Below are 23,235 nucleotides of genomic sequence, written 5' to 3'. Positions count from 1 at the left end.
TCTGCAGGAGGGTCGCGGATCCGGCCGTTCCACAGCCCTGGCGCAGAAATCGGCGGTGCTATCGGCGAAGGTGAGGCTGAGCGACGCGTCGGCCCGGCGCGACCCTTTGGACGGTCGCACATGGGTTGTCGCGGTACCTTGCCGGAGTGAATGAGGGAATGTTCACCCCGACGCTGGACTGGGGCAGTGAACTGTGGATATCGCTGGTGTGGATCGCCCGGGCCTGGGCGATCACCGCGGTGTGCACTCTGATCGTCTTGGTGCTCATCGCGAAGTTCACCGAGTGGGGCCGTCAATTCTGGCGCATCACCGGCGACTACTTCAAGGGTCCGGAGAGCGTCAGGATCTGGCTGTGGCTGGGCACGCTGCTGCTCTCGGTGATCATCGGGGTCCGCCTGACGGTGCTGTTCACCTTCCAGGGCAACGACATGATGACCAGCTTCCAGGTGGTGGCGTCCGGCCTGGGCACCGGCGACGACGCCATCCGGAACTCCGGCAGGGACGGGTTCTGGTTGTCGATGATGATCTTCGCGATCCTGGCCGTCATCCACGTCGCGCGGATCATGCTCGACCTCTTCTTGACCCAGCGGTTCATGTTGGCCTGGCGGGTCTGGCTCACCGACCGGCTCACCAGTGACTGGTTGGACGACAAGGCCTACTACCGCGGCCGATTCATCGACGACACCATCGACAACCCCGACCAGCGCATCCAGTACGACATCGACATCTTCACCGCCGGCGTCGGCGGCCTGCCGAACACACCCAACAACACCTCGACGGCCACGCTGCTGTTCGGCGCGATCAGTGCGATCGTCTCGATGGTCTCCTTCACCGCGATCCTATGGAACCTGTCGGGGACGCTCACGCTGCCGTTCATCGGCGACGTGCCGCGGGCGATGTTCTGGATCCTGTTGGCGTACGTGCTGCTGGCTTCGGTCTTCGCGTTCTGGATCGGCAGGCCGATCATCTGGCTGTCGTTCTACAACGAGAAGTTCAACGCCGCCTTCCGCTATGCGCTGGTGCGCCTGCGCGACGCGTCCGAGGCGGTCGCCTTCTACCGCGGCGAGATCGCCGAAAGATCAGGGCTGCGGCGGCTGTTCGCGCCGGTGGTCAGTAACTACAAGCGCTATATCAACCGCATGATGGGCTTCTACGGCTGGAACCTGTCGATGGACCAGATCATCGTCGTGCCGCCCTATCTGCTGCAGTTCCCCCGGTTCTTCACCGGTGAGATCACGCTCGGCGCGATGAGCCAGACCGCGGCGGCGTTCGGCAACATCGAGGCCGGCCTGTCGTTCTTCCGCAACGTCTACGACCAGTTCGCCGGTTACCGGGCGGCGATCATCCGGCTGCACGGCCTGGTGGTCGCCAACGAGGAGGGCCGGGCGCTGCCCGAACTGACTACCGCGCCGTGCGTGGACGGCACCGTCGAACTCTCCGCCGTCGAAGTCCGCACTCCCGATGGCCGACAACTGATCAGACCGCTCGACATGCGACTGGAGGTCGGTGACTCGTTGGTGGTCACCGGTAAGTCGGGCAGCGGCAAGACCACCCTGCTGCGCAGCCTTGCGCAGCTGTGGCCGTTCACCTCGGGCCGACTGACTCGCCCGTGTGGGCCCAACGAGACGATGTTTCTCTCGCAGATGCCGTATGTGCCGCTGGGCGATCTACGCACCGTGGTCAGCTACCCCAACGAAGTCGGCGAGATCGATGACAGGACGTTGAAACACACGCTGCACAAGGTGGCGCTGCCGCATCTGGCGGACCGCCTCGACGAGGTCGACGACTGGGCCAAGGTGCTCTCCCCCGGCGAACAGCAACGGATCGCGTTCGCCAGGATCCTGTTGACCAAACCCAAGGCCGTGTTCCTCGACGAGTCCACGTCGGCCCTGGACGAGGGCCTGGAGTTCATGCTCTATCAGTTGGTTCGCACCGAACTGCCCGACACCATCCTGGTCAGCGTGAGCCACCGCAGCACGGTCGAACAGCACCACACCCACGAACTCGAGCTGCTGGGCGACGGCGACTGGCGACTGGGTCGCGTCGAGGGTGACGAACCGGCGAAGGTCTAACGCGCCACAGCGTGTGCGCCCGCGCGCCTGGCTGCGTGCTCACCCGCCCGCCGCCCGAAGAACGACCCTTCGCCGAGTTGGGTTCCGCTGGCGTAGCCCTTGCCGTCCTGGGCGATGTTGGACGCGCACGCTCCCGCCGCATAGAGGCCTGAGACGGCGGAGCCGTCCTCGCGCAGGACCTCTCCGTCGATCGACACCGCCAGCCCGCCCATGGTGAACCCCGAGTACATCGCGCGCCCCAGCGACAGGTCGAACGCCGCGAACGGGCCGGTGTCCTGGGGTGCGACGTAGTCGGGTTGTTTGTGGAAGTCGGGATCCTCACCGCGAGCGGCGAATTCGTTGTACCGATTCAGGGTCGCGACCAGGTTGCCCTGCGGAATACCCAGCGCCGCTTCCATTTCCTCCACGGTCTCCCAACCGTCGATGAACTTGATCAGCGGCATCTCGGGCATCTCCATGTGGGCCTCGTCGACGACGAGATAGGCCGTCTGCTCAGGCTGTTCGAGCACGAAAGCCGAAGTGCGCGAATGGTATGAGTCCTCGGCGACGAAGCGGTGGCCGTACTTGTTGACTATCACACCGGTGAGCAGGATCTCCGGCGGATACGCCGCGGCGGTGATGAACAGCTGATCCATGTTCTTGGCGACGCCGCCCGCCGAGATGCCCATCCGGATGCCCAGGCCGTCGTCGTTCGGATTGCCCAGGATGTAGGGCTCCACCTCGCCATGGTGCTTGGTCTTGCGCTTCTGGCCGAGCGCCGGCGTGAGCTCGGCGACCATCTCGGGGTTCATCGCGAATCCGCCCGCGGCGATGATCACCGCCTTCGCCTTGATCGCGCCCGTCTCGCCGAAGTGCTTCCAACGCACGCCGGCCACCGACCCGTCGTCGACGACCAGGTTGGTCACCCCGGTCTCGTAGCGGATCTGCACACCGAGCTCGGTGGCGCGCTTGACCAACAAGTCGATGACCATCGCGGCTCCCCCGAGCTCACCGGGCACCGGCACCGAATGGCCGCGCGGTGCCGGTTTGGCCTGTTCGCAGAACGGCCACACCTTCTCGTTGCCCGTATACGAGAGGCCCTCCGTGCCCGGCGGCACCACCACCTTGCCCGGGTAGTAGCTGCGCTCGAACTGAAAACCCAAGTCCTCCAACCAGTTGAAGTGTTCGACGCTGCCGTCGCAGTAGGCGCGGATCTTGTCGAGCTCCGGATCACGCGACACCGCGACCAAGTAGGAGTACATCTCGTCGGCGCTGTCCTCATGACCGGTGGCCTGCTGCACCGCGGTCCCGCCACCCAGATAGAAGTGTCCGCCGGCCATCGAGCTGGTCCCGCCGGCGTCGGCGGCCTTCTCCAGCACCAGCACCCGAGCGCCCGCAGCGGAGGCGCTGACCGCTGCACACCCGCCTGCGATACCGAATCCGACCACCACGACATCGAATTCGCCGGACCACGACGCGACATCGGCGGCGTCGACGGTGTCGGGAATTTCAATGGTGCTCACTGCTGCTCCTGTTTGATGTAGTCGAAGAATGCCCTGATCTCGTCGGGGATGTGGGCGATCTCCAGGTACGGCACGCCGGCGGCCGCAATGTAGGCGAACTCCATGCCGCCGGGCATCACGCCGCGCTGCACCGCCTCGGCTTTCCGTTCGGCCAGTGCCGCTTCCACGTCGTCGACCTCGATGCAGATGTGGTGCATGCCGGGGCCCGCGGTATCGAGGAAGTCGGAGTAGATGTTGCGCCCGGAGACCGGTGCGATCAGTTCGAGCTGCATGTCGCCTGCATAGCTCAGCGAGATGTCGGCCACGAAATCGGCGGGCTCGCCGCGATACGTGCACGCCTCCTGGGCGAAGTGGACGCCGGGCATGCGCACCCACTTCTTGGCGCCCAACATCGAGGTGAGCGCGCTCTCGGTGGCCTCGAGGTCCCGCGTCACCCACGCGATCTGGACAGGTGTCTGGGCAAGCATCGCGTCGAGAATATCCGCGCGCTGCTCACTTGGCTAGAACGTGTTCTAGTTCAGGCCTCGCCGTAGTACGCCTTCAGGCACCGGTCGGCGGCTGCCCGCGCGGCGGCGGGCTCGGCGCCGGAGGCGATGTTCGCCTCGTACCAGGCGTCATTGGACAACGCCAGAAAGCGTCGACCCTCGGCGGTGGTGACCCACTGTTCCCCGAACTCCGGGTCGACCGCCTCCCCGGTGGACAGATGCAGCGCCAACCCGAGCACCATCGAGTCCCAGCCGATGCCCACGGCGCCGGGGCCGAACTGCAGCGACATCTCGTCGCCGACGACGGCGATGTGCTCGATGACCAACTGTGCCCGGTCCGCGCCCTGGTCGCCGACGCTGACCTCGATCCAACTGGTATTGCCGCCGTACTCCCAGGTGGCGGTGAAGCTCTTCGGCGGGTCGCACGTCAGGATTGTTCCGCCGGCGTTGCCGTGCAACTGATAGCTGCCACCGACCTTCAGATCGCCCGAGATCGGCATCAACCACCGCGGGATGCGCTCGATGTTGGTCACGGCATCCCACAGATCCGCCTGATCGGTGTCGTAGGTCTGCTTGATGGTGACGACGTGTGCCTCGCCCGCGTCGATCGTGCGTTTCCCGACCGTGCGTGCGACGGCACTGATCTGGTGGTCCACGTCGATCTCGGTCATGTTGCCTTCTTTCGTCGTTGTCGCTTACCGCGCGCGATCTCGGTGCCGAGCGCATCGAGCTTCGGTGACCAGAACCGCCGAAAGCCGGCGAGCCACTCGTCGGCGTCGCGCAGCGCTGCCCCGTTGACCGCGTAGAGACGGCGCTGACCGTCCGGCCGCACCGAAGTGAACCCGTTGTCGCGCAACACTTTGAGATGTTGCGAGACCGCGGGCTGGGTGATCGCGAACTCGTCGCCGATGGTCTCGGCGATGGCTCCTGCGGGCTGCTCGCCGTCGGCCAACAGCTCGAGGATCCGGCGGCGCACCGGATCGCCGAGGACGTCGAACGCGTGCACCCCTACAAATTAAAGCCTCTACTTATATAAGTCAATACTTATCCGATTGCAGTGCGTCGATCAGCAGGCCGATCTGCAGATCGAAGAGCGCCGCGGGATCGGTCAGCGTATCGGGCCCGTACTGGCCGAACACCTCGAGGCTGATCGCACCGACCAGTGCCGCCCATGCCAGGAAGCTCCTGGCGATCGCACCGTCGTCGCCCCCGAAGTCGAACTCGACGCGCAACGCCTCGAAATCCGACGACAACGGTTCGTCGACAACCGATTTCGACGAGGGGATGTCGCCGGCGGCGATACCGGCGTCGACCACGTCGAACAAGGCGCCCACGACGCGGGTTCCCGGGCCCACGGTGCGTTCTCGGGGCGCCTGGTATCCGGGCACCGGGGTGCCGTAGAGCAGCGCCCACGAGGCGGGTCGGTCGACCGCCCATCCGCGTGCGGCGTGCGCCATCGCGCGTAACTGCTCGTGCCACGGTGCGCCTTCGCCGCGGGCGTGGTCGACGTGATCGGCGAGTTCGGAATATGCATCGACCAGCAGCAGCGTCAGCAGATCGTCGCGGCTGGACACGTAGCGGTACACGGCTGACGACACCATGCCGAGGTCGCGGGCGATCGCCCTGACCGAGAGCCCGGCCGCGCCGTCGGTCACGAGGTGACGCCGACCCAACTCGATGATCTGCGCCTCGATCCGCTGCCGGCTCTCGGCCCGTTTGCCCATGTGCCGAGTGTGACACAAAGCGAGATCAGTGCTCTTGAATTCGGTGTCGCGAGGTGGCACGCTGAGTGCGAGAGCACCGCTCTCTGATTGAGGAGGTCCCCTGTGACTACAACGCGCTACGACAAACCGACGCGGGCCGCCCGCGTCGTCAACCACGTCTTCCGCTGGCTGGCCGAGGCCGGTGTCAGTGTCGCCGGGACGAAGGCGCTCTCGGTGCGAGGCCGCAAGACGGGCAAGCGCCGAAGCGTGGTGGTCAACGTGCTCACGGTCGGCGGTCGCGACTACCTCGTCTCCCCGCGCGGTCACACCCAGTGGGCCCGCAACGCAAGGGCGGCCGGCGTCGTCGACATCGGTCCCCGGTGGCGCCGCCGCGAGGTGCGGATCGCCGAGGTGCCCGACGAGGTCAAGCCCGAGCTGCTCAGCCGCTACCTCGACCGCTGGTTCTGGGAGGTCAAGGGACACGTCGGCGGCCTGACGCCGACGTCCTCACCGGAGGAGTTGCGCGCTGCGGCGCCGTCGATTCCGGTGTTCGAGCTCGTGCGTTAGGGCAGGGATACGGAGCCGACGTTGGCGGATGCGGCCGAGATGACAGCCTCGCTGGCCTGCTGGCTCGCCGTCTGCCAGGACACCGCGGCCGGGTACGTGCCCCAGGTGCTGTTGAACATGCCGATCAGCACCGCCCGGTTGTCGGGGGTGATCACGTACACCGGGCCGCCCGAGTCGCCCTTCTGGCTGACCACACCGTTGGCCATCGTGAACCAGCCGTTGTTGACAGCCTCGACGTTGCCGCAGCTCTCACCGGTGACCACGCCGAAGTGGCACACCGGCTGCCCGGCCGTCGGCACGACACCGGGGTCGGCCACCAGCACCTTGCCGCCCGGCAGCACGTTGTTGACCGCGACGTCGGGTGCGAGCGCGATCGCCTCCCAATCGGCGATCTGGTGATTGGTGTCGACGGTCGCACCGTTGGGGGTGTTGTCGCGGTACACCGTCTGCATCCCGATGAGGTTGCCGTTGCGGTCGCGCACCGGCCCACTGCCTCGGCAATGGCCTGCGGTGAACGCGATGCGGGTCGCCGGATCGACATAACCCAGCGTGCAAACGTTGTTGTCCTGGCGGATCTCCATGCCGGGGTAGACGAGGACGCCCGGGTTGGCATGCGCGGGCGCCGACATCAGCGCGACCGCGGTGATCGGGGCGGCCAGCGCCGCCAGTACCCGTAGCGAATGTCGGCGCACTCTCGTCTCCGCTCGTCGAGCCGATAAAGGTTCGGAACCGGCGCCTTGCGAGCCGCCTACCGGGTCGGGAGAGCTGACAATCCCCGCCCGACCAGGAGCAACCACTCGACGATGGTCCCGTCACTTGCCCATCGGTGAAGGTCACAGAGACGTTACGCCCCGGCCGCGGTTTCGGCACGGGACAGCTACGAATCGAAACCGAGGCCTAACGCATCCAGTGTCCGCAGATAGGCGTTCCGGCGTCCGGCGGCGTGGTCGGCGCGGTCGAGTGACCACCGGGTCGCCTGGATGCCGACGCTGGCCAGCGGCTCAGGAGGGAACGGCAGCGGGCGCTCGCGCACCATCTGCAGTTCGGTGCGCGGGGTGGGTCTGCCCTCGAGCAGGTCCAGGCACACGTCGGCGGCGAACCGGGAAGCGCCAACACCCAGTCCGGTGAAGCCGTTGACGTATGCGACGCGGCCGTCCCTGGCCAGTCCCCAGTGCGCGCAGAACCGGGTGTTGGTGTCGATCGCGCCGGCCCACCGATGACTGAATCGGACGTCGTCGAGTTGCGGGAAGGTCAAAAAGAAGTGCTCGGCCAGCCGGCGGTAGCTCGCGGGCCGGTCCTCGTAGCGGGGCCGCACTTTGCGCCCGAAGTGGTAGACGGCGTCGTACCCGCCCCAGACGATCCGGTTGTCCGCGGTCAGGCGGTAGTAGTGGAACTGGTTGGCGCAGTCGTCGATTCCCTGCCTGCCGCGCCAGCCGATGCGGCCCAGCTGGTCGTCGGTGAGCGGTTCGGTGGCCAGTACGTAGTCGTACACGGGCACTGTGTACAGCCGGTTGCGCTTGAGCAGGCTCGGATAGGCGTTGGTCGCGAGCACCGCTTGCCGGGCGGTGACGACGGCCTGACCGGTCTGCACGCGCAACCCGACGCCACCGGAATCCAGCCGGGCGGCGTTGGTGTGCTCGTAGATGCGCACGCCCGCGTTCTCGCATGCCCTGGCGAGCTCGAACACCAGCTTGGCCGGGTGCACGATCGCGCAGGTGTGTGCGTCGATCAGGCCGGCAAGGTAGGTCGGTGAGGCCACCTCGTCGCGAACCTGGGTGGTGTCGAGGAACTCCCCCTCGCCGTCGGCCGCGGCCTGGCGCAACCACTCGACCTGATGGGGTTCGGTGGCCACCGTCAGCGTGCCGGTGCGCTGCCAGTCGGTGTCGAGGCCCAGCTCGGCGATCTCGCCCTGCATACCGTCGAGATTGTCCAAGCCCATGTCTTCGAGAACGTCGAATTCGTTGAACCAGCGTGCCTTTCCGTTCGCAGCACCGTGCGTCAGGCTGGCCTCGACGAAGCCTCCATTGCGGCCCGAGGCCGCCCAGCCCACCCGGTTGGCCTCGATGAGCACGATGCGCTGACCGGGGTCGCGTCGCGCGGCGTGCAGCGCGGTCCACAAGCCGGTGTATCCGCCCCCGACGACGATCAGGTCACAGGTGACCGGCTTCGTCAGGGCGGGGAACTGCGGCCGCGGCGGGCCGACGCGCTCGTCCAGCCACATCGAGCCCAACGTGCTTGTCGCCAGCGAACGTTCGACCAGACCGGCGTCGACCGGGGCGTCGAAGACGGTTTTCACACAGCGCAGACTACGGCGCGCAGAGGTGCTGCGTGGCTCAGGCGCTGACGGGGGCCGACGGCTGCTCCGCCACGAGCGGCGGTCGCGCCGGCGTCCAACCGGGCGGGCCGAACATGTAGCCCAGCCTGTCGCGCCACCGCCGCGCCTGGCGGACGTCGCGCGCGATGGCCACGTACTCGTGTGTCTGCAGCGTCCAGATGTTGTAGGTGTCGACCTGCTTGGTCAGCCCGTAGTGCGGGCGGACCGTCTCGGCCTGGAAGCTGCCGAACAGCCGATCCCACAGGATGAAGATGCCGCCGTAGTTCTTGTCGAGGTACTGCTGGTCCATGCCGTGGTGCACCCGGTGGTGCGACGGCGTGTTGAAGACGAATTCGATGGGGCCCCAGAGCTTCCCGATGCGTTCGGTGTGGATCCAGAACTGGTAGATCAGGTTGATCGAGAAGCTGGCGAAGACGATCCACGGCGGTACGCCGAACAGCGGCAGCAGCGCCCGCAGGAATACGTCACCGCTGATGTTCCACTTCTGGCGCAGCGCGGTGGCGAAGTTGAAGTACTGGCTGGAGTGATGCGCTTGATGGGTGGCCCAGATCAGCCGCACCCGGTGCGCCATCCGGTGATAGACGTAGTAGAGCAGGTCCACCCCGACGATCGCGATCACCCACGTGTACCAGGCGTTCGCGGGTAGCTGCCACGGCGCGACGTAGACGAACAACGCCGCATAGCCCAGCAGCGCGATGAAGTTCAGCACCCCGCTCGTGCCGATCGAGACCACGCCCATCCAGATGCTCGCCCACGCATCGGAGCGCTGGTACGCACCGGCCGGTGCACGCTCGGCCTCCTCGTGGGCCAGTTTGCGGGCGGCCGCCCACTCGATGACCAGCAGCAACAAGAAGAACGGCACCGCAAAGACCACGGGATCGTGCATCAACGGTGGCAATACGTGCGAGAAGGCGCCACTCACATCCACTTCGAAACCTCCGGGCCCAGCATACGTCTCAGCGAAAGCTCAGCACCTGATCGCCCCACGCGGTACGCAGATCGTGGTCGAGGTCGTCGACCACCCTGTCCTCGGCGTCGATGAGCAAGGTGGCGCGATCGGAGGTGCGGTACGGCCGCCACACCGGGTCGCCGGCGAAGCCCGCGGGTGTGCCGTCGACGGCGAAGTTCACCCAGCGCCGCCGGATGCGCGCCGAGACCTCCTTCCCCGTTTTCAGCCCGCCGAGCTTGAAGGTCGGGTCCTTGGGGCCGGCGACCAGATTGCCCCAGATGTACGGCAATTCGGTCGCGTGCGCGGCTCCGAGCCGCAGCAGCCGCAACATCGGGGTGGCGAAGTCGAATCGGTAGAGGTACACGGGTGCGACCTCGCGATGACCCTCGGCGAACCAGACCGAAGGCATCCGGAACCCGATATCGCGCGCGACGCCCATACCGATGGTCTTTCCTCGGCCCCGGTATGCGGCGCGGATCTGCTGTTCGTCGGGCAGCTCCAGGTCGGGTTGTTCGGCGGCGATCTCCGCGAACATCGCCCGGATCGCCTTGGGTGTGATCGGCATCAGGGGCGACTTCATCCAGCGAAAGAGTGCGGCTTCGTGCTTGTTGGTGCCGATGATCAGCGGCACCGGGAGGGTGCGCCCATCCCGGGCGAGCTGGACCGGATGCGCAGGCACCACATCGCCGTCGATGATCGGCGCGAACGCCAGCGTGCCCGGGGTGCTCACCGGGATGTGGTCGAACACGTGCTTGGAGGCGGTGATCAGCGCGGAAGTGGGCACCGAAACCATCTGCTGGGCCTCGCTGAGACTCAGCCCGAGCCGGTCGAGCAACAGCGCCGCCACCCGTTGCGAGCGCTCGCGGTCGTAGACCGAGGTCGCCGGTGAGCTCTGCGCGATCGCCGCGCCGAACAGGCCGGCGGCAGCCGGGCTGGCCAGCAGTGTGGTGATGATCCCGCCACCGGCGGATTCTCCGAAGACGGTGACGCGGTTCGGGTCTCCCCCGAAACCGGCGATGTTGTCGCGGACCCACTGCAGCGCGAACAGCACGTCGCGCAGGCCGAGGTTGGTCGCGAAGTCGTCGCTCACCGCCGACAGGTCCAGGAAGCCCAGCGCCCCGAGGCGGTAGTTCACCGTGACGATCACGGCGTCGCCGTCGGCGGCGAGCGTGCGGCCGTGATACAGCGGCTGCGCCGACGAACCGAGCACGTAGGCGCCGCCGTGCACCCACACCAGCACCGGTTTGCCCGCGCCTGGCTCGATGTTCGATGCCGCCCACACGTTCAAGCTCAGGCAGTCGTCGCTCTGCGGAGCGCCGAGGTCGATCGGGATGCGCGGGTCCGTCGGCTGCGGGCACACCGGGCCGAGCCTTGTGGCGTCCACCGGTTCGGACCAGCGCTGTGGCGGTTCGGGCGCCCGCCACCGCAGCTCACCCGCCGGCGGGGCGGCGAACCGAATCCCCTTCCACACCCTCACGGTGCCGTCGTCGAGGCCGCGGACCGGTCCATACGCGGTGTCGACGACGAGCGCGTCGTCGCTGCCCCGTGCCCCTGCGGTCACCGCAACTCCACGTCGTACGGCATGGGACTCCTCCATCGATGGAATACAGCGAGTTCAGGCTACGCGCGCGTCCGACCGAGTCGTCTGGTCAGCGGTTCCGCTCTCGCCGCACGGGCAAAGCCCACCGGTCGGCTAACTTGATCGCGTGCAGAAGTGGGCGCTGCTGGCCGGTGCGATCATCGTCGAGGTCGCCGCGACGCTGTCGCTGCGGGCGTCCCAGGATCATTCGGCGTGGCTTCTCGTCGTCGTCGGGGGCTACCTCGCGGCCTTCGCATTCCTGACGCTGGTGTTGCGCGCGGGAGTGCCGGTCGGGGTGGCGTACGGAATCTGGGGAGCGGTCGGCACGGCGGGTACCGCGGTTCTGGCCGCTGTCCTGTTCGGTGACCCGTTCACCTGGCCGATCGTCGCCGGCATCGGCCTGATCATCGCCGGTGTGCTGCTGATCGAGTTCGGTTCGCACGGGGCGGTCGAACAGCGGTGATGTACTGGACACTGGCCGGCGCGATCGTCTTCGAGGTGTTCGCGACGCTGTCGCTGCGGGCTTCGGAGGGGTTCCGCAAGAAGGCCTGGATCGCACCGATCGTCCTGGGTTACCTGGCGTCGTTCTATCTGCTGTGGCTGACGCTGGCGCTCGGGATGCCGGTCGGCATCGCCTACGGCGTGTGGACCGCGTGCGGCGTGGCGCTGGTCGCGGTCATCGCGCGCTTCGTGTTCACCGAACCACTGACGTGGATGATGGCTCTGGGTATCGCGCTCGTCGTCGGCGGTGTGCTCACGATCGAACTTGCCGGCGTCGCGCACTGAGCACACCCGACAACAACACGACCACGATGCCGGCGATCGGCACGACGAGCAGGCCGGTTCGCAGGCTCGTCGCGTCGGCGATCACCCCTATGAGCACCGGGGCGACGAGGAACCCGATGCGCATCAGCCAGGTGAGGATCGTCAGGCCGCTGCCCGGTCGCAGGCCCGGCAGCTGATCCGCGGCGTGCATGGCCGACGGCACCAGGGTGGCCGCGCCGAGGCCGGCCATCGCGAAACCGGCGATCGTGCCCGGAACGGACGGGAACGCGAGGGCGAGGCCCATACCGATCGCGGTGATCGAGCCACCCGTGCGTACCACGGTGCGTTCCCCGAACCGGTCGACTAGGCGGTCACCGACCAATCGCCCGATGAAAAGGAATGTGACCACGGCGATGTAGCCCGAGACCGCGATCGGCCCGGGCGCACCGAGCGCGTCCCGCAGATACAGCACGGCCCAGGAGTTGCCTGCGTCCTCGACCATCGCACCGGCCACCGCGATCAGCACCAGCGCGAGCAGTGCGGCGTACACCCCGCCGCCGGCAGGGCCCGGACGGTCGGCGCGCGCCTGCCGGTGGTCGTCGTGATCGGGCCCGGGGAGTAGAAAGCGGTACGCGACGAGCACGACCACGCTGCACAGCACCGCCGAGAAGCCGAGATGCGGCGCACGCGGAATACCCAACGCGAGCGCCGTCCCGCCCATCACACCGCCGATGATCGCGCCCGCCGCCCACACCGCATGCAGCGAGTTGATGATCGACCGACCGTAGATGCGTTGAACCCGCAAGCCGTGTGCGTTTTGGGCGACGTCGGTCACCGCATCGCAGGCGCCCGCCGCGAACAACCCCGCGGCCAGCAACACCGGAGACGTCGCCACGCCCGCGAGCGCCACGAAGACGCCGATTCCGACGGTGCCGACGACGGCCACCCGCGACGATCGGTAGCGCCGGATGAGCGCGGCCGCGGTCAGTCCCGCCGCCAGCGCCCCCGCCGAGAACGCCGCGACCGCCGCCCCGTACGCCGAATTGGACATACCCAGATCGGTCTTGATCTCGGGGTAGCGCGGCAGCAGGTTCGCGAACACGGCGCCGTTGGTCAAGAACAGCGCTGCCACGGCGGTTCGGGCCCGTCGACTCTGCGGCTCCGCCGTCTCCTGTCGGTCGGGCGCCATACCGGCCGACACTACCCACCAGGTCCGAGCCCGGATTCAGCGCCGGTTGACTTCGCGCAGATCGGGTATGAGCGAGCCTGTGATGAGACGTCGTGACCGATTCCGGGCAAGATTGGCGACATGACAGGGCCCGCCGCGTCGCTAGTGGAGTTGGCGCGACGCTACGGTGTCGCAACCGATTACGAAGACTGGACGGGCACGCGCATCGCCGTGGCCTCCTCGACGCTGATCTCGGTGCTGGCCGCGTTGGGTGTCGATGCGGGCACCGAGGACGACCGCGCCGCCGCACTCATCGCCCACGACCGCGAGTACTGGTCACGCCACCTTCCGCCGACGGTCATCGGGCGCACCGGTGCCGCCTCGACGTTCTGGGTGCACGTCACGCACGGAAACCCGGTGTCGCTGCGGATCCGACTGGAGGACGGGTCGATGCGGACGGACCTGCCCCAACTCGAAAACAACAGGTCTCCTTACGATTTGGACGGACGACTGGTTGGCGAGGCGACCTTCGAGACACCCGCCAACCTGCCGATCGGATACCACCGCCTGGAGCTGCATGCCGACGGGGCGGAGTTCAGCACCCCGGTCATCGTCTCCCCAGCGTCGCTAGTTCCCCCCTCCGGCAGGAACTGGGGCCTGGCCACCCAGCTCTACAGCGTGCGGTCCGAAAAGTCCTGGGGTGTCGGCGATCTGACCGATCTGACCGACCTGGCAATATGGTCGGCCGCCCAACATGCCGCGGGATTCATCCTCGTCAATCCGCTGCACGCGGCCGCTCCGGTCGCGCCGATGGAGCCCTCGCCGTATCTGCCGACCTCGCGCCGGTTCGTCAACCCGATCTATCTGCGGGTCGAAGCGATTCCCGAATACGCCTATATCCGCCGCCGCAACCGGTTACGGAAACTGCGCGAGGCCGTGCAGTCGCGTGCCGACCGCGCCGAGAAGGTCGACCGTGATGCGGCGTGGAAGGCGAAGCGCTCGGCGCTGGAAGCGGTCTACGAGGTACCCCGCTCGGCGGGGCGGGACCTGGCCTACGCCGCCTACCGGGAGCGCGAGGGCCGCAGCCTCGACGACTTCGCCCGCTGGTGCGCGCTGGCCGAACGGTACGGCGCCGATTGGCACCAGTGGCCGAGGCAACTGCAGCATCCTGCGGGTGAGGCCGTCGCTGAGTTCGCCGCCGAGCACGCCGACTCCGTGGACTTCCATCGCTGGCTGCAGTGGCAGCTCGACGACCAGCTCACCGGGGCGCAGGCCACCGCGCTACAGACCGGGATGAGCCTGGGCATCATGCACGATCTCGCCGTGGGCGTGGACCCCAACGGCGCGGACTCGTGGGCCCTGCAGGATGTGCTCGCGCTCGGCGTCACAGCGGGCGCTCCTCCCGACGAGTTCAACCAGCTCGGCCAGGACTGGTCGCAACCGCCCTGGCGGCCCGACCAACTCGAGCAGCTCGCCTACGAGCCGTTCCGCGCACTCGTCAACTCGGTGCTGCGGCACGCGGGCGGCGTGCGGATCGACCACATCATCGGGTTGTTCCGGCTGTGGTGGATTCCGAACGGGGCGCGGCCCACCGACGGCACGTATGTGCGCTACGACCACGAGGCGATGATCGGCATCGTGGCGCTCGAGGCCCACCGGGCAGGAGCCGTCGTCGTCGGCGAGGACCTCGGCACCGTCGAACCGTGGGTCCGCGACTACCTCAATGAGCGCGGTCTGTTCGGCACCTCGATCCTGTGGTTCGAGGCCGACCGCGACGGCGCCCAAGGACCGGCGGGGGCCCCGCTGGCCGCCGAGCGGTGGCGCGAGTACTGCCTGTCGGCCGTCACCACGCACGACCTGCCTCCGACCGCCGGCTATCTGGCCGGCGAGCACGTCCGCCTGCGCGACGAACTCGGGCTGCTGACGCGGCCGGCCGCCGAGGAGTTGGCCGACGACCGCGAGCAGCAGAACAGCTGGCTGGACGAGCTGCGCCGCGTCGGGCTCCTGGACGGCGACACCGAGGCGGACGCCGCGCAGATCGTCGAGGCCCTGCACCGCTATCTCGGTCGCACGCCGTCGCGGTTGCTGTCGCTGTCGCTGGCCGACGCCGTCGGCGACCTGCGCACCCAGAATCAGCCGGGCACCACCGACGAGTATCCGAACTGGCGAGTGCCGCTGGCCGGGCCGGACGGTAAGAAACTGCTGCTCGAGGACGTCTTCGACGATGTCACCGCGGCGCGGCTCGGCGAGGTCATGCGGAAAGCGGTGCGCCCGGCGGTGTAACGCCGACGCCGTCTGCTCCGGTTTCACATTCGTCACGGCTGCGATATGTTCGCACCGCACCGACCTGAGGAGATCACGTGAACAAGCTTGTTGTGCTCAGCGGCGGGTTCGTGGCTGTCGGTTCGGCGGCGCTCGTTGGAGCCGGCATCGCGATGTCGCAACCGAGCAGTCTGAACGTGGTCGGCGAACCGTACAACCGGGCGCTGCAGATCCTGAAGTCCCAGGGCGTCAAGGCCTACTTCGGCGGTTCGGTCGGCAGCGTGCTCCCCCAGGCGGAGTGCCTGGTCGACCAGCAGAAGATCACCTCGGGCGGCCGGATGCTGCTGATGCTGGACTGCAGCCAGAAGGCGGCGGACTTCATCGCCGAACAAGGTCCCTCGGGCGGTCCGACGGTCGGTCGAAACGGCGTCACCACCGTCACTCCGACCCCGGTGGTGCCGATCCAGGGCGCTCCCGGCGCGGGCACCCCGCCGCCGGCCCCGGCCGGCTAACGGTCAGCCCTCCACCATCTTGCGCAGATTGGTCAGCGTCCGCCCCATCGTGCGGCCGACCTGGCGCGCGGCCACCCGGTCGGCGATCAGGCCCAAAACGTTGCCCGCGGACTCGTAGGACAACCGGAACGTCACCTTGGTGCGGCCGTCCCCGGTTTCGCGCAACCGGAACCGGCCGCGTTGTGAGACCCCGGTGAGGCCGATCCAGGACACCTCACGCGGCGCGTCGAACTCGACGACCTCCACGGTGCCGCCGATCGGCACCGAACCGACCTTCCAGTGCACGGTGTAGCGGGACCCGAGGCCGGCGGGCGGATCGGTCATCGTCTCCCAGCGCTCCAGGCTGGCCATGAAGTCCGGATAGCACTCCGGGTCGCTGACCACCTTCCACACCTGGTCGCGGTCGGCGTCGATGACGCATTGGCGTTGAACTCTCATCGTCGTCAGCCCAGAACCGGGAAGCGTCGTGTGGCGGCCAATTTGTCGACTCCTGCCTGCAGGCTGCTCAACACCTTGTCGTTGATGACGTCGTCGTCGCTGGCCGCGATGTCGTCGGCATCGATGGGATCCTGCACCTCGATCGCGATCTTCGTCGGCAGGGGCAGCCGCGGGATGAAGTCGCTGACGGTCAGCCCCCACGGCGGCGCCAGCAGGATGGGCACGCTCTTGAGGCGGGCCAGCCGGTCGGCCCTCAGCAGTCGCGCCAACCACTGGCCCCGGTCGAGGAACAACGCGGCTTCCTGACCGCCGACGCTGGCGACGGGCACAATCGGCACACCGGCGTCGCGGGCGAGTTTCACGTAACCCTTGCGACCGCCGAAATCGACTTCGTGTCGGTGCCACGACGGGCGGAACACCTCGTAGTCGCCGCCCGGGTACACCAGAAGCGCCCCGCCGGACTCCAGCGCCAGCTTGGCGTTCTCGTGGTTGGCGGCCACGGTGCCGAACTTGCGCAGCGAACCCAGGCCCGGCATCGAGACGACGAGATTGTGTGCGAGTTGATAGAACGGCCGCTCGACGCCGAAGTAGGAGCTGAACGCCAGCGTGAACACGAACGTGTCGGGCGGGAGATTGCCACCGCTGTGGTTGCCCACCAACAACACGGGACCGTCGGCGGGGATGCGGTCCAGGCCGCGGACGTCGGCGCGGAAGTACAACGAAGCCAGCAGCCACAACCCCGGCAGCTGCTCACGGATGTAATCCGGATCGCGCTGGTCCAGGTCGGCCTTCGGAACCCGGTCGGCCACCTGCTGCTTGGCCCATCCGAGAACGTCGTCGATCGCAGCCATGAACGTGTTATAGACGCGCCCCGCCTACCGCAAACCTGCCTTCTGACCTACCGCACGTAGACTGTGCGGCACGAAGGAGGAGCCGAGATGGCACTATCGCCGGCCCGCACTGGGGGCCATTTGCCGGCTCAGCCGGTGGAAGCCCTACGTCCACGCCGTTTCGCACACGAGGTCGACCCCGGCCCGGTCCAGATCCAGGCCCGCAAGGTGCATTTCGACCTGTCCGGAGTGCCCCTCGAGTGGATCCCCGGCCATCCGGTGGCCTCCACCATGATCAACCTGTTCAACGTGGTGCTGCCCGCCGCCGAGCACTGGTTCGTCCGCACCTACAACGAGGCGCTGCCCTTGGTGAGGGACCCCAAGCTCGCCGACGACATCCGCGGCTTCATCGGCCAGGAGGCGACGCACGCCGCAGCCCACGATGACGTGATCTCCGATTTCCTCATCGGCAACGGGGTCGACCCGAAGCCGATGCTGGACCTCATCGGATACATGTTCGAGAAGGTCTTGGCGCCAAAGCATTTCGACGACCCCGAACGGCGCCTCAGCAACCTGTGCGAGCGGCTGTGGCTGATCGCGGCGATCGAGCACTACACCGCGGTGCTCGGTGACTTCGCGCTGAACTCCACCTGGGACGACCACGGCGCGGACCCGACCCTGGTCGACCTGTTCCGCTGGCACGGCAGCGAAGAGGTCGAGCACCGTTGCGTCGCCCACGACGTGGCGGTCTACTTCCACGACAGCTATCCCGACCGGATCCGGGCGATGACGGTCGCTGCGACGGCGATATTCACCTTCTTCCAACGCGGCACCTGGTACCTGCTGAGGTCCGATCCCAGCAGCGACATCGGCTGGTTCCAGATGCAGCGCATGCGGATGCGCGACTCCGAACTTGGCCTGCTGCCGAAGTTCCGGACCCTGTTCGGGGCGAACACGCTGTCCTACTTCCGCCCCGGCTACTCGCCAGAGGACATGGGGTCGACCGCCCAGGCCGTGGCCTACCTGGCCACCTCACCCGCCGCGCGCGCCGCGCACCGTTGATGGGTCTGCGCGAGCGCTACCGGCAACTGCCTGCCCATCCGCTGCGGCCGGGACGGCGCTACGCGATGATCGGCATCGCCGACGTCGTGATCAACTCAATGGAAGCGTTGGCCGGCGCCGTCCGCAAGGTCACACCTCCCCGCGAGCTCGACCGCACCCTGATCCTGCGGGTCGCCGAGCGCGAGGTGGTGGCCCGCGACGAGAACGTCGTGGCGCTGACGCTGGTCGCCGCCGACGGCGAACCGCTGCCCCGGTGGCATCCCGGTTCGCACATCGACATCACGCTGCCCAGCGGGCTGGTGCGGCAGTACTCGCTGTGCGGCGATCCCGCCCGCGCCGACAGCTACCGCATCGCCGTGCGGCGCATCCCCGACGGCGGCGGCGGTTCGATCGAAGTGCACGAGGGGCTGCACGCCGGCGCGACCGTGACCTCACACGGGCCCCGTAACGCGTTCCCGTTGACCGTTCCCGGCTACGGCTCCCCTACCCGGCGCCTGCGGTTCGTCGCAGGCGGCATCGGCATCACCCCGATCCTGCCGATGCTGCGGTTGGCGCAAGCGCTCGGTGTGGAGTGGTCGATGGTGTACACCGGCCGCAGCCACGACAGCCTCCCGTTCATCGAGGAAGTCGCATGGTTCGGCTCTCGCGTGCAGATTCGCACTGACGACGTCGACGGACTGCCTGCCGCCGACGACCTGCTCGGCGACTGCCCCGACGGCACCGCGGTCTACGCGTGCGGTCCGGCGGCGATGCTGACCGTCATCCGCGAGCGGCTGGTCGGGCGCGACAACGTGGAACTGCATTTCGAACGGTTCGCCGCCCCGCCCGTCGAGGACGGCACGAACTTCTCGGTGACGGTGGCCGCACACGGCCAGACCATCGACGTCGGCGCCGAGGAGACGCTGCTCGCAGCGCTGCGCAGATCCGGCGTTCAGGCGCCGTATTCGTGTCAGCAGGGCTTCTGCGGTACGTGTCGCACCCGCGTGCTGGCCGGCGCCGTCGACCACCGCGACACGCTGCTCACCGACACCGAACGCGACGGCGGGCTGATGCTGATCTGCATCTCCCGCGCCGCCGAAGGTTCCCATCTGACACTCGAGCTGTAGTCGTCTCGTACTATTCGCCCATGCCGTTGGCCGAGGGGGAGACTTTCGCCGGATACACCATCGTGCGACTACTCGGCTCCGGCGGAATGGGCGAGGTCTATCTGGCCGACCATCCGCGCCTGCCCCGACGCGACGCGCTCAAGGTGCTTCCCGCGTCGGTGTCGGCCGACGACGAGTACCGCAGACGGTTCCAGCGTGAGGCCGACATCGCGGCCACGCTGTGGCACCCGCACATCGTCGGGATCCACGATCGCGGCGAGGCCGACGGCCAGATCTGGATCTCGATGGACTATGTCGACGGCACCGACGCGGCGCAACTTTTGAAGGAGCACCATCCCAACGGCATGCCTCCGAGGGAGGTCGCCGCGATCGTCGCCGCCATCGCCGACGCCCTGGACTACGCCCACCAGGGCGGCCTGCTGCACCGCGATGTCAAACCCGCCAACATCCTGCTCACCAGGCCCGAGGCAGACGATCGGCGAATCCTGTTGGCCGACTTCGGCATCGCCCGCTGGGCCGACGATGTCAGCGGTCTGACCGCGACCAACATGACGGTGGGCACGGTGTCCTACGCCGCACCCGAGCAGTTGATGGGCGAGACGCTCGACGGCCGCGCCGATCAATATGCGTTGGCCGCCACCGCATTTCATCTGCTGACCGGGTCGCCGCCGTTCCGTAACTCGAACCCGGCCGTGGTCATCAGCCAGCACCTGTCGGCGGCGCCGCCCGCGATCGGCTCCCACCGACCGGACCTCGCGAACCTGGACCCCGTGCTGGCCAAGGCGCTGTCGAAGAACCCCAAAGAACGGTTCGAGCGTTGCGCGGACTTCGCCAGGGCGCTCAGCCACCACCTCGGTGTCGACTCGGCGGACCCCGACAGCACCCGCCTCGCCGTGGCCGCCGCTCAACCGAAGAAGTCGTGGCTGCGGCCTGGGATCATGGTGCCCGCGGTACTCGCGGTGCTGCTGGTCGCGGCGGTCGTGGTGGCAGCCTTCCTGTTCGGCGAGGAACGCGCGAACGCCCCGGGCAGGTCGGCGACGGCTGCGTCGTCGACACCGCCGGCCGCACCTCCTCCGCCACCGCCACCGCCACCGCCGGCGACGCCGACGACCAGCGACACTCCCACGACCACCGCAACCGAGGACGACGCCGCCACCACAACGGCGCCGTCCACGCCCGCCGACGACTCCGCCGCGGTGATCGGGGCCAACTGCTCCCCCGAGGGCGCGACCGCCCAGACCGCCGACGGTTCGACCGCCTACTGCTCGACACTGCAGAGCACTGGCGCCACGATCTGGTCACTGACCGAGGGCGACGTCCCGAGCCCGACGGTCACCACCGAGGTGACCGAGCCACCGCTGCCGGTCGCCGAGGAATCGCCCGTCCGAGTGTGCATGGAGCAGACCGGCCAGACCCGCCGCGAGTGTCGCAGGGACATCCGGGAAAGCAACGGTTTGCCGCCGCTGCCATGAAATACGCCGTCGTCGCGCCCGTTGCGGCGGGCGTCACCGCAGACCCCGCCTTCATGGCCGCGTTCGCCGTGCACATGGAGGCCTGCGGGTTCGAATCACTGGTCGTGGTCGAGCACACCGTGCTGATGTCGGAGTACACCAGCGTCTATCCCTACGACGAGTCCGGCCGGGTCGAACTACCCGCCGACTGCGACGTGCCCGATCCGCTCGACCTGCTCGCCTTCCTGGCCGGTCACACCCGGCGACTGGGCCTCGCCACCGGCGTGCTCGTGCTGCCCAACCATCACCCCGTCGTGTTGGCCAAGCGGGTGGCGACCGTCGACGTTCTCTCGGGCGGACGACTGCGGTTGTGCGTGGGAACGGGTTGGCTCCAAGAGGAGATCGAGGCGTGCGGGGCCGACTTCGGCAGCCGGGGCCGGCGCGCCGACGAGCAACTCGCCGTGCTGCGGCTGCTCTGGCAGGACCGCCCCGAAGGAGCCGACTTCCACGGCGAGTTCTTCGATTTCGACAACGCCATGAGCTATCCGAAGCCCGTGTCGCACATACCAATTCACATCGGAGGGCACAGCAGGGCGGCGGCAAGGCGAGCGGGTAGGCTCGGCGACGGGTTTCAACCGCTCGGTGTCGGCGGCGCAGAACTGGCCGAACTCGTCTCGTTGATGCGCGAGGAGGCCGAACGGTTCGGGCGTGACCCCGATGCGCTGGAACTTTCGCTCGGGCATCTCGTCACCAAGATCGACAGTGAGCGGGCGGCCAAACTGGAGGCGCGCGGTGCGGACCGCTTGATCCTGGCCATGCCGCCGACGGCCGATATCGACGAAGCGCGCGACGCATTGTCCGCATGCGCGCAGCGGCTGGGGCTTGGCGCATGAGGCTGCGCACCGCCGACCGACTGGCGCTGGCCGACCTGGTGCACGTCTACGCCTCCGCCGTCGACGACCGCCGCTTCGACGATGTCGCCGAGCTGTTCACCGAGAACGCCGAGCTGCGGCTGCCGGACCCGCCGCGGGCGCTGGAGCCGGTGCGCCGCCTCCAAGGCCGCGACGGGGTGCGGGCGGCGATGGCCTCATTGGCCGCGGTGCCCAGGACCGAACACGCGATCGTCGGTGAGGTGTACGCCGCGGCCGACGAACCCGACTACGCACTCGGCCGCATCACCTGCATCGCCCACCACTGGACGGTCAGCGACGGTCAGGCGTCGGATCTGGTGTGGCATCTGCGCTATGACGACGAGTATTTGCGGACACGGGCCGGATGGCGGATCCACGGCCGCGCGTTGACGATCAATGCGATCGAGACTCGACCGGTGCGTCGTCTGCGATTGCCGCCAGCAGATGGTCCAGCAGGACCCGCTGACCCTTCAACAGCTTGGACCGAGCCTGCGCCACGGAAAACCAACCCACCCGGTCGATTTCGGGAAACTCCCTGATCGTGCCCGACCCTTTCGGCCACTCCATGGTGAACGTGTTGGAGAAAGTGTCTTTTAGGTTGAGGTCTCCGCGCACCGCGAATGCGGTGACAATCTTGCCGCTCGGCTGTTTGACGGGTGCGAACTCGATGCGCGGGCCTTCCGGTGGGCGCTTGCCCAGTTCCTCTTCGAATTCCCGGCGCGCGACGGCCCACGGGTCCTCGCCCTCGTCGTATTCGCCCTTGGGGATCGACCAGGCCCCTTCGTCCTTGCGCGCCCAGAACGGTCCGCCCGGGTGGCCGATGAGCACCTCGACTGTGCCGTCTCGCACCCGGTAGAGCAGCAGTCCCGCACTCAGCTTCGGCACGCCCTCATTTTTCCTTCCGCGAGCGACCGTAGTAAGAGAACTATGTCGCGTGTTGTGCGTGGTAAGTGCGACGTCCCCCTGTTGTCGTTAGAGGGCTTGGTGTCCCAAGACAACGAGGAGGACGTCGTGTCTAAGAGTAGGGCTTTGTCGCGTGGAGATAAACGCCGTAACGCCCGATTGGCCCGGTTGCGGGAGTTGGTGCCGGTTGGTTATGCCGTGTTGGGTATTGATCTGGCTGATGTGAAGCAGGTGGTGGTGCTCACTGATTTGGATTCGCGGGTGCTGGCGCGTCAGCGGGTCTCGGCTAAGGCCTGGGATCTGGGGCCGGTGCTGCGATGGGCCCGTCGGGTGGCCGTTCAACACGGATTTGCCGGTGTGACGGTGGGTTGTGAACCGACCGGTCATCGTTGGCGGGTACTCGAACAGCTTGCCGCCCAACATGACATGCCTTTTGTGTGTGTGAATCCGATGTTGGTGGGCCGGGCCCGCGAAACCGAGGATTACACCCGCGATAAAAGCGACGACAAGGACGCGATGGTGATCGCGCGGCTGGTGGCCCAGCTCAACTGTTACATCCCTGAACGTGCCGACCAGATCTGGGCGCGGCTGCGTCAGCTCGGAGCACGCCGCGAACGGTTGATTACCGAGTCGAC

The 23,235-nt window shown here is 67.7% G+C and carries 24 protein-coding genes and 1 pseudogene; 12 read left to right on the top strand and 13 right to left on the bottom strand.

Annotation, left to right across the window (positions count from 1 at the left end; translation table 11 throughout):
• Window positions 1-158 precede the first annotated feature (158 nt).
• A complete protein-coding gene (locus AU192_RS00120; RefSeq protein WP_064393695.1) occupies window positions 159-2,072 on the top strand; it encodes an ABC transporter ATP-binding protein/permease in 1,914 nt (637 codons plus the stop codon).
• Here the strand turns inward: AU192_RS00120 and AU192_RS00115 are convergent.
• Genes AU192_RS00115 through AU192_RS00095 form a run of 5 tightly spaced genes read right to left on the bottom strand, consistent with a single transcriptional unit; the run spans window position 2,069 to window position 5,783 of the window.
• Complete coding sequence (locus tag AU192_RS00115; RefSeq protein WP_064393694.1) at window positions 2,069-3,574, bottom strand: FAD-binding protein; 1,506 nt, start codon at window positions 3,572-3,574, stop codon at window positions 2,069-2,071. The two genes, AU192_RS00120 and AU192_RS00115, sit on opposite strands and share 4 nt — an antisense overlap.
• The gene (locus AU192_RS00110; protein WP_064393693.1) at window positions 3,571-4,041 is read right to left on the bottom strand and encodes a VOC family protein; all 471 of its coding nucleotides are present in this window, start codon (window positions 4,039-4,041) and stop codon (window positions 3,571-3,573) included. Before AU192_RS00110 ends, AU192_RS00115 begins: the two co-directional genes overlap by 4 nt.
• 50 nt (window positions 4,042-4,091) lie before the next feature.
• Entirely contained in the window at window positions 4,092-4,730 is a 639-nt protein-coding gene (locus AU192_RS00105) for an SRPBCC family protein (RefSeq protein ID WP_064393692.1), read from the bottom strand.
• Window positions 4,727-5,065 (bottom strand): ArsR/SmtB family transcription factor, encoded by a 339-nt coding sequence (locus AU192_RS00100; RefSeq protein WP_064393691.1) that lies wholly within the window; start codon window positions 5,063-5,065, stop codon window positions 4,727-4,729. Before AU192_RS00100 ends, AU192_RS00105 begins: the two co-directional genes overlap by 4 nt.
• A 31-nt stretch (window positions 5,066-5,096) precedes the next feature.
• The gene (locus tag AU192_RS00095; RefSeq protein ID WP_064393690.1) at window positions 5,097-5,783 is read right to left on the bottom strand and encodes a TetR/AcrR family transcriptional regulator; all 687 of its coding nucleotides are present in this window, start codon (window positions 5,781-5,783) and stop codon (window positions 5,097-5,099) included.
• Window positions 5,784-5,885: 102 nt separating this feature from the next.
• On the opposite strand from AU192_RS00095, the gene AU192_RS00090 reads away from it, so the two are divergent.
• The gene (locus AU192_RS00090; RefSeq protein WP_064393689.1) at window positions 5,886-6,329 is read left to right on the top strand and encodes a nitroreductase/quinone reductase family protein; all 444 of its coding nucleotides are present in this window, start codon (window positions 5,886-5,888) and stop codon (window positions 6,327-6,329) included.
• Here AU192_RS00090 and AU192_RS00085 read toward each other — a convergent pair.
• From AU192_RS00085 to AU192_RS00070, 4 genes are all read right to left on the bottom strand, one after another.
• Window positions 6,326-7,021, bottom strand: coding sequence for an Rv1815 family serine proteinase (locus AU192_RS00085; protein WP_064393688.1), 696 nt, complete (start codon window positions 7,019-7,021; stop codon window positions 6,326-6,328). The genes AU192_RS00090 and AU192_RS00085 overlap by 4 nt on opposite strands.
• 185 nt (window positions 7,022-7,206) lie before the next feature.
• Window positions 7,207-8,625, bottom strand: coding sequence for an NAD(P)/FAD-dependent oxidoreductase (locus tag AU192_RS00080; protein ID WP_064393687.1), 1,419 nt, complete (start codon window positions 8,623-8,625; stop codon window positions 7,207-7,209).
• A 37-nt stretch (window positions 8,626-8,662) separates the two neighbouring features.
• Window positions 8,663-9,550, bottom strand: a complete 888-nt coding sequence (locus AU192_RS00075; RefSeq protein WP_064394138.1) for a sterol desaturase family protein — start codon at window positions 9,548-9,550, stop codon at window positions 8,663-8,665.
• A 70-nt stretch (window positions 9,551-9,620) separates the two neighbouring features.
• Entirely contained in the window at window positions 9,621-11,210 is a 1,590-nt protein-coding gene (locus AU192_RS00070; protein WP_082694857.1) for a carboxylesterase/lipase family protein, read from the bottom strand.
• A 109-nt stretch (window positions 11,211-11,319) separates the two neighbouring features.
• Here AU192_RS00070 and AU192_RS00065 point away from each other — a divergent pair, with 109 nt between their 5' ends.
• The gene (locus AU192_RS00065) at window positions 11,320-11,655 is read left to right on the top strand and encodes a DMT family transporter (protein WP_064393685.1); all 336 of its coding nucleotides are present in this window, start codon (window positions 11,320-11,322) and stop codon (window positions 11,653-11,655) included.
• Complete coding sequence (locus tag AU192_RS00060; RefSeq protein ID WP_064393684.1) at window positions 11,655-11,978, top strand: DMT family transporter; 324 nt, start codon at window positions 11,655-11,657, stop codon at window positions 11,976-11,978. The genes AU192_RS00065 and AU192_RS00060 overlap by 1 nt, the downstream gene beginning before the upstream one ends.
• On the opposite strand, the gene AU192_RS00055 is transcribed toward AU192_RS00060, so the two are convergent.
• Window positions 11,947-13,146, bottom strand: a complete 1,200-nt coding sequence (locus tag AU192_RS00055; protein WP_064393683.1) for an MFS transporter — start codon at window positions 13,144-13,146, stop codon at window positions 11,947-11,949. The genes AU192_RS00060 and AU192_RS00055 overlap by 32 nt on opposite strands.
• Before the next feature lie 120 nt (window positions 13,147-13,266).
• On the opposite strand from AU192_RS00055, the gene malQ reads away from it, so the two are divergent.
• Both malQ and AU192_RS00045 read left to right on the top strand, forming a co-directional pair.
• Window positions 13,267-15,408, top strand: a complete 2,142-nt coding sequence (gene malQ, locus AU192_RS00050) for a 4-alpha-glucanotransferase (protein WP_064393682.1) — start codon at window positions 13,267-13,269, stop codon at window positions 15,406-15,408.
• A 77-nt stretch (window positions 15,409-15,485) separates the two neighbouring features.
• Entirely contained in the window at window positions 15,486-15,899 is a 414-nt protein-coding gene (locus tag AU192_RS00045) for a hypothetical protein (RefSeq protein ID WP_064393681.1), read from the top strand.
• 3 nt (window positions 15,900-15,902) lie between these two features.
• On the opposite strand, the gene AU192_RS00040 is transcribed toward AU192_RS00045, so the two are convergent.
• Together AU192_RS00040 and AU192_RS00035 are read right to left on the bottom strand one after the other, a co-directional pair.
• Window positions 15,903-16,337, bottom strand: a complete 435-nt coding sequence (locus AU192_RS00040) for an SRPBCC family protein (RefSeq protein ID WP_064393680.1) — start codon at window positions 16,335-16,337, stop codon at window positions 15,903-15,905.
• A gap of 5 nt (window positions 16,338-16,342) precedes the next feature.
• The gene (locus tag AU192_RS00035; protein WP_064393679.1) at window positions 16,343-17,188 is read right to left on the bottom strand and encodes a lysophospholipid acyltransferase family protein; all 846 of its coding nucleotides are present in this window, start codon (window positions 17,186-17,188) and stop codon (window positions 16,343-16,345) included.
• A gap of 87 nt (window positions 17,189-17,275) precedes the next feature.
• Between AU192_RS00035 and AU192_RS00030 the strand changes: the two genes are divergently transcribed.
• The 5 genes and pseudogenes from AU192_RS00030 to AU192_RS25845 form a co-directional block, all read left to right on the top strand.
• Window positions 17,276-18,229, top strand: a complete 954-nt coding sequence (locus AU192_RS00030; RefSeq protein ID WP_064394137.1) for a metal-dependent hydrolase — start codon at window positions 17,276-17,278, stop codon at window positions 18,227-18,229.
• A complete protein-coding gene (locus AU192_RS00025; protein ID WP_064393678.1) occupies window positions 18,229-19,335 on the top strand; it encodes a PDR/VanB family oxidoreductase in 1,107 nt (368 codons plus the stop codon). The genes AU192_RS00030 and AU192_RS00025 overlap by 1 nt, the downstream gene beginning before the upstream one ends.
• Window positions 19,336-19,355: 20 nt before the next feature.
• Window positions 19,356-20,807, top strand: coding sequence for a serine/threonine-protein kinase (locus AU192_RS00020; RefSeq protein WP_064393677.1), 1,452 nt, complete (start codon window positions 19,356-19,358; stop codon window positions 20,805-20,807).
• Window positions 20,804-21,679 carry an LLM class F420-dependent oxidoreductase gene (locus AU192_RS00015; protein WP_064393676.1) on the top strand — a complete coding sequence of 292 codons (876 nt, stop codon included), beginning with the start codon at window positions 20,804-20,806 and terminating at the stop codon, window positions 21,677-21,679. Before AU192_RS00020 ends, AU192_RS00015 begins: the two co-directional genes overlap by 4 nt.
• A pseudogene (locus AU192_RS25845) lies at window positions 21,649-22,068 on the top strand (nuclear transport factor 2 family protein); the annotation flags it as partial. The gene AU192_RS00015 and the pseudogene AU192_RS25845, both read left to right, overlap by 31 nt.
• Before the next feature lie 22 nt (window positions 22,069-22,090).
• On the opposite strand, the gene AU192_RS00010 reads toward AU192_RS25845, so the two are convergent.
• Window positions 22,091-22,582, bottom strand: coding sequence for an NUDIX hydrolase (locus AU192_RS00010; protein ID WP_064393675.1), 492 nt, complete (start codon window positions 22,580-22,582; stop codon window positions 22,091-22,093).
• A 99-nt stretch (window positions 22,583-22,681) separates the two neighbouring features.
• Here AU192_RS00010 and AU192_RS00005 point away from each other — a divergent pair.
• On the top strand, window positions 22,682-23,235 hold a 554-nt coding region (locus AU192_RS00005), incomplete at its 3' end, for an IS110 family transposase (RefSeq protein ID WP_165593256.1).

Source organism: Mycobacterium lehmannii, assembly GCF_001499925.1.
Classification (GTDB): Bacteria; Actinomycetota; Actinomycetes; order Mycobacteriales; family Mycobacteriaceae; genus Mycobacterium; species Mycobacterium lehmannii.
Note: the sequence above shows the minus strand (reverse complement) of the source record. Positions and strands in the feature narration are given on the sequence as shown.

Bases quoted from the DNA above. Each gene is read 5' to 3' on its own strand.
- AU192_RS00120 (WP_064393695.1), top strand. From the start codon at position 159: ATGTTCACCCCGACGCTGGACTGGGGCAGTGAACTGTGGATATCGCTG.
- AU192_RS00110 (WP_064393693.1), bottom strand. From the start codon at position 4,041: ATGCTTGCCCAGACACCTGTCCAGATCGCGTGGGTGACGCGGGACCTC.
- AU192_RS00105 (WP_064393692.1), bottom strand. From the start codon at position 4,730: ATGACCGAGATCGACGTGGACCACCAGATCAGTGCCGTCGCACGCACG.
- AU192_RS00095 (WP_064393690.1), bottom strand. From the start codon at position 5,783: ATGGGCAAACGGGCCGAGAGCCGGCAGCGGATCGAGGCGCAGATCATC.
- AU192_RS00075 (WP_064394138.1), bottom strand. From the start codon at position 9,550: ATGCACGATCCCGTGGTCTTTGCGGTGCCGTTCTTCTTGTTGCTGCTG.
- AU192_RS00070 (WP_082694857.1), bottom strand. From the start codon at position 11,210: ATGGAGGAGTCCCATGCCGTACGACGTGGAGTTGCGGTGACCGCAGGG.
- AU192_RS00060 (WP_064393684.1), top strand. From the start codon at position 11,655: ATGTACTGGACACTGGCCGGCGCGATCGTCTTCGAGGTGTTCGCGACG.
- AU192_RS00055 (WP_064393683.1), bottom strand. From the start codon at position 13,146: ATGGCGCCCGACCGACAGGAGACGGCGGAGCCGCAGAGTCGACGGGCC.
- malQ (WP_064393682.1), top strand. From the start codon at position 13,267: ATGACAGGGCCCGCCGCGTCGCTAGTGGAGTTGGCGCGACGCTACGGT.
- AU192_RS00040 (WP_064393680.1), bottom strand. From the start codon at position 16,337: ATGAGAGTTCAACGCCAATGCGTCATCGACGCCGACCGCGACCAGGTG.
- AU192_RS00035 (WP_064393679.1), bottom strand. From the start codon at position 17,188: ATGGCTGCGATCGACGACGTTCTCGGATGGGCCAAGCAGCAGGTGGCC.
- AU192_RS00030 (WP_064394137.1), top strand. From the start codon at position 17,276: ATGGCACTATCGCCGGCCCGCACTGGGGGCCATTTGCCGGCTCAGCCG.
- AU192_RS00025 (WP_064393678.1), top strand. From the start codon at position 18,229: ATGGGTCTGCGCGAGCGCTACCGGCAACTGCCTGCCCATCCGCTGCGG.
- AU192_RS00020 (WP_064393677.1), top strand. From the start codon at position 19,356: ATGCCGTTGGCCGAGGGGGAGACTTTCGCCGGATACACCATCGTGCGA.
- AU192_RS00015 (WP_064393676.1), top strand. From the start codon at position 20,804: ATGAAATACGCCGTCGTCGCGCCCGTTGCGGCGGGCGTCACCGCAGAC.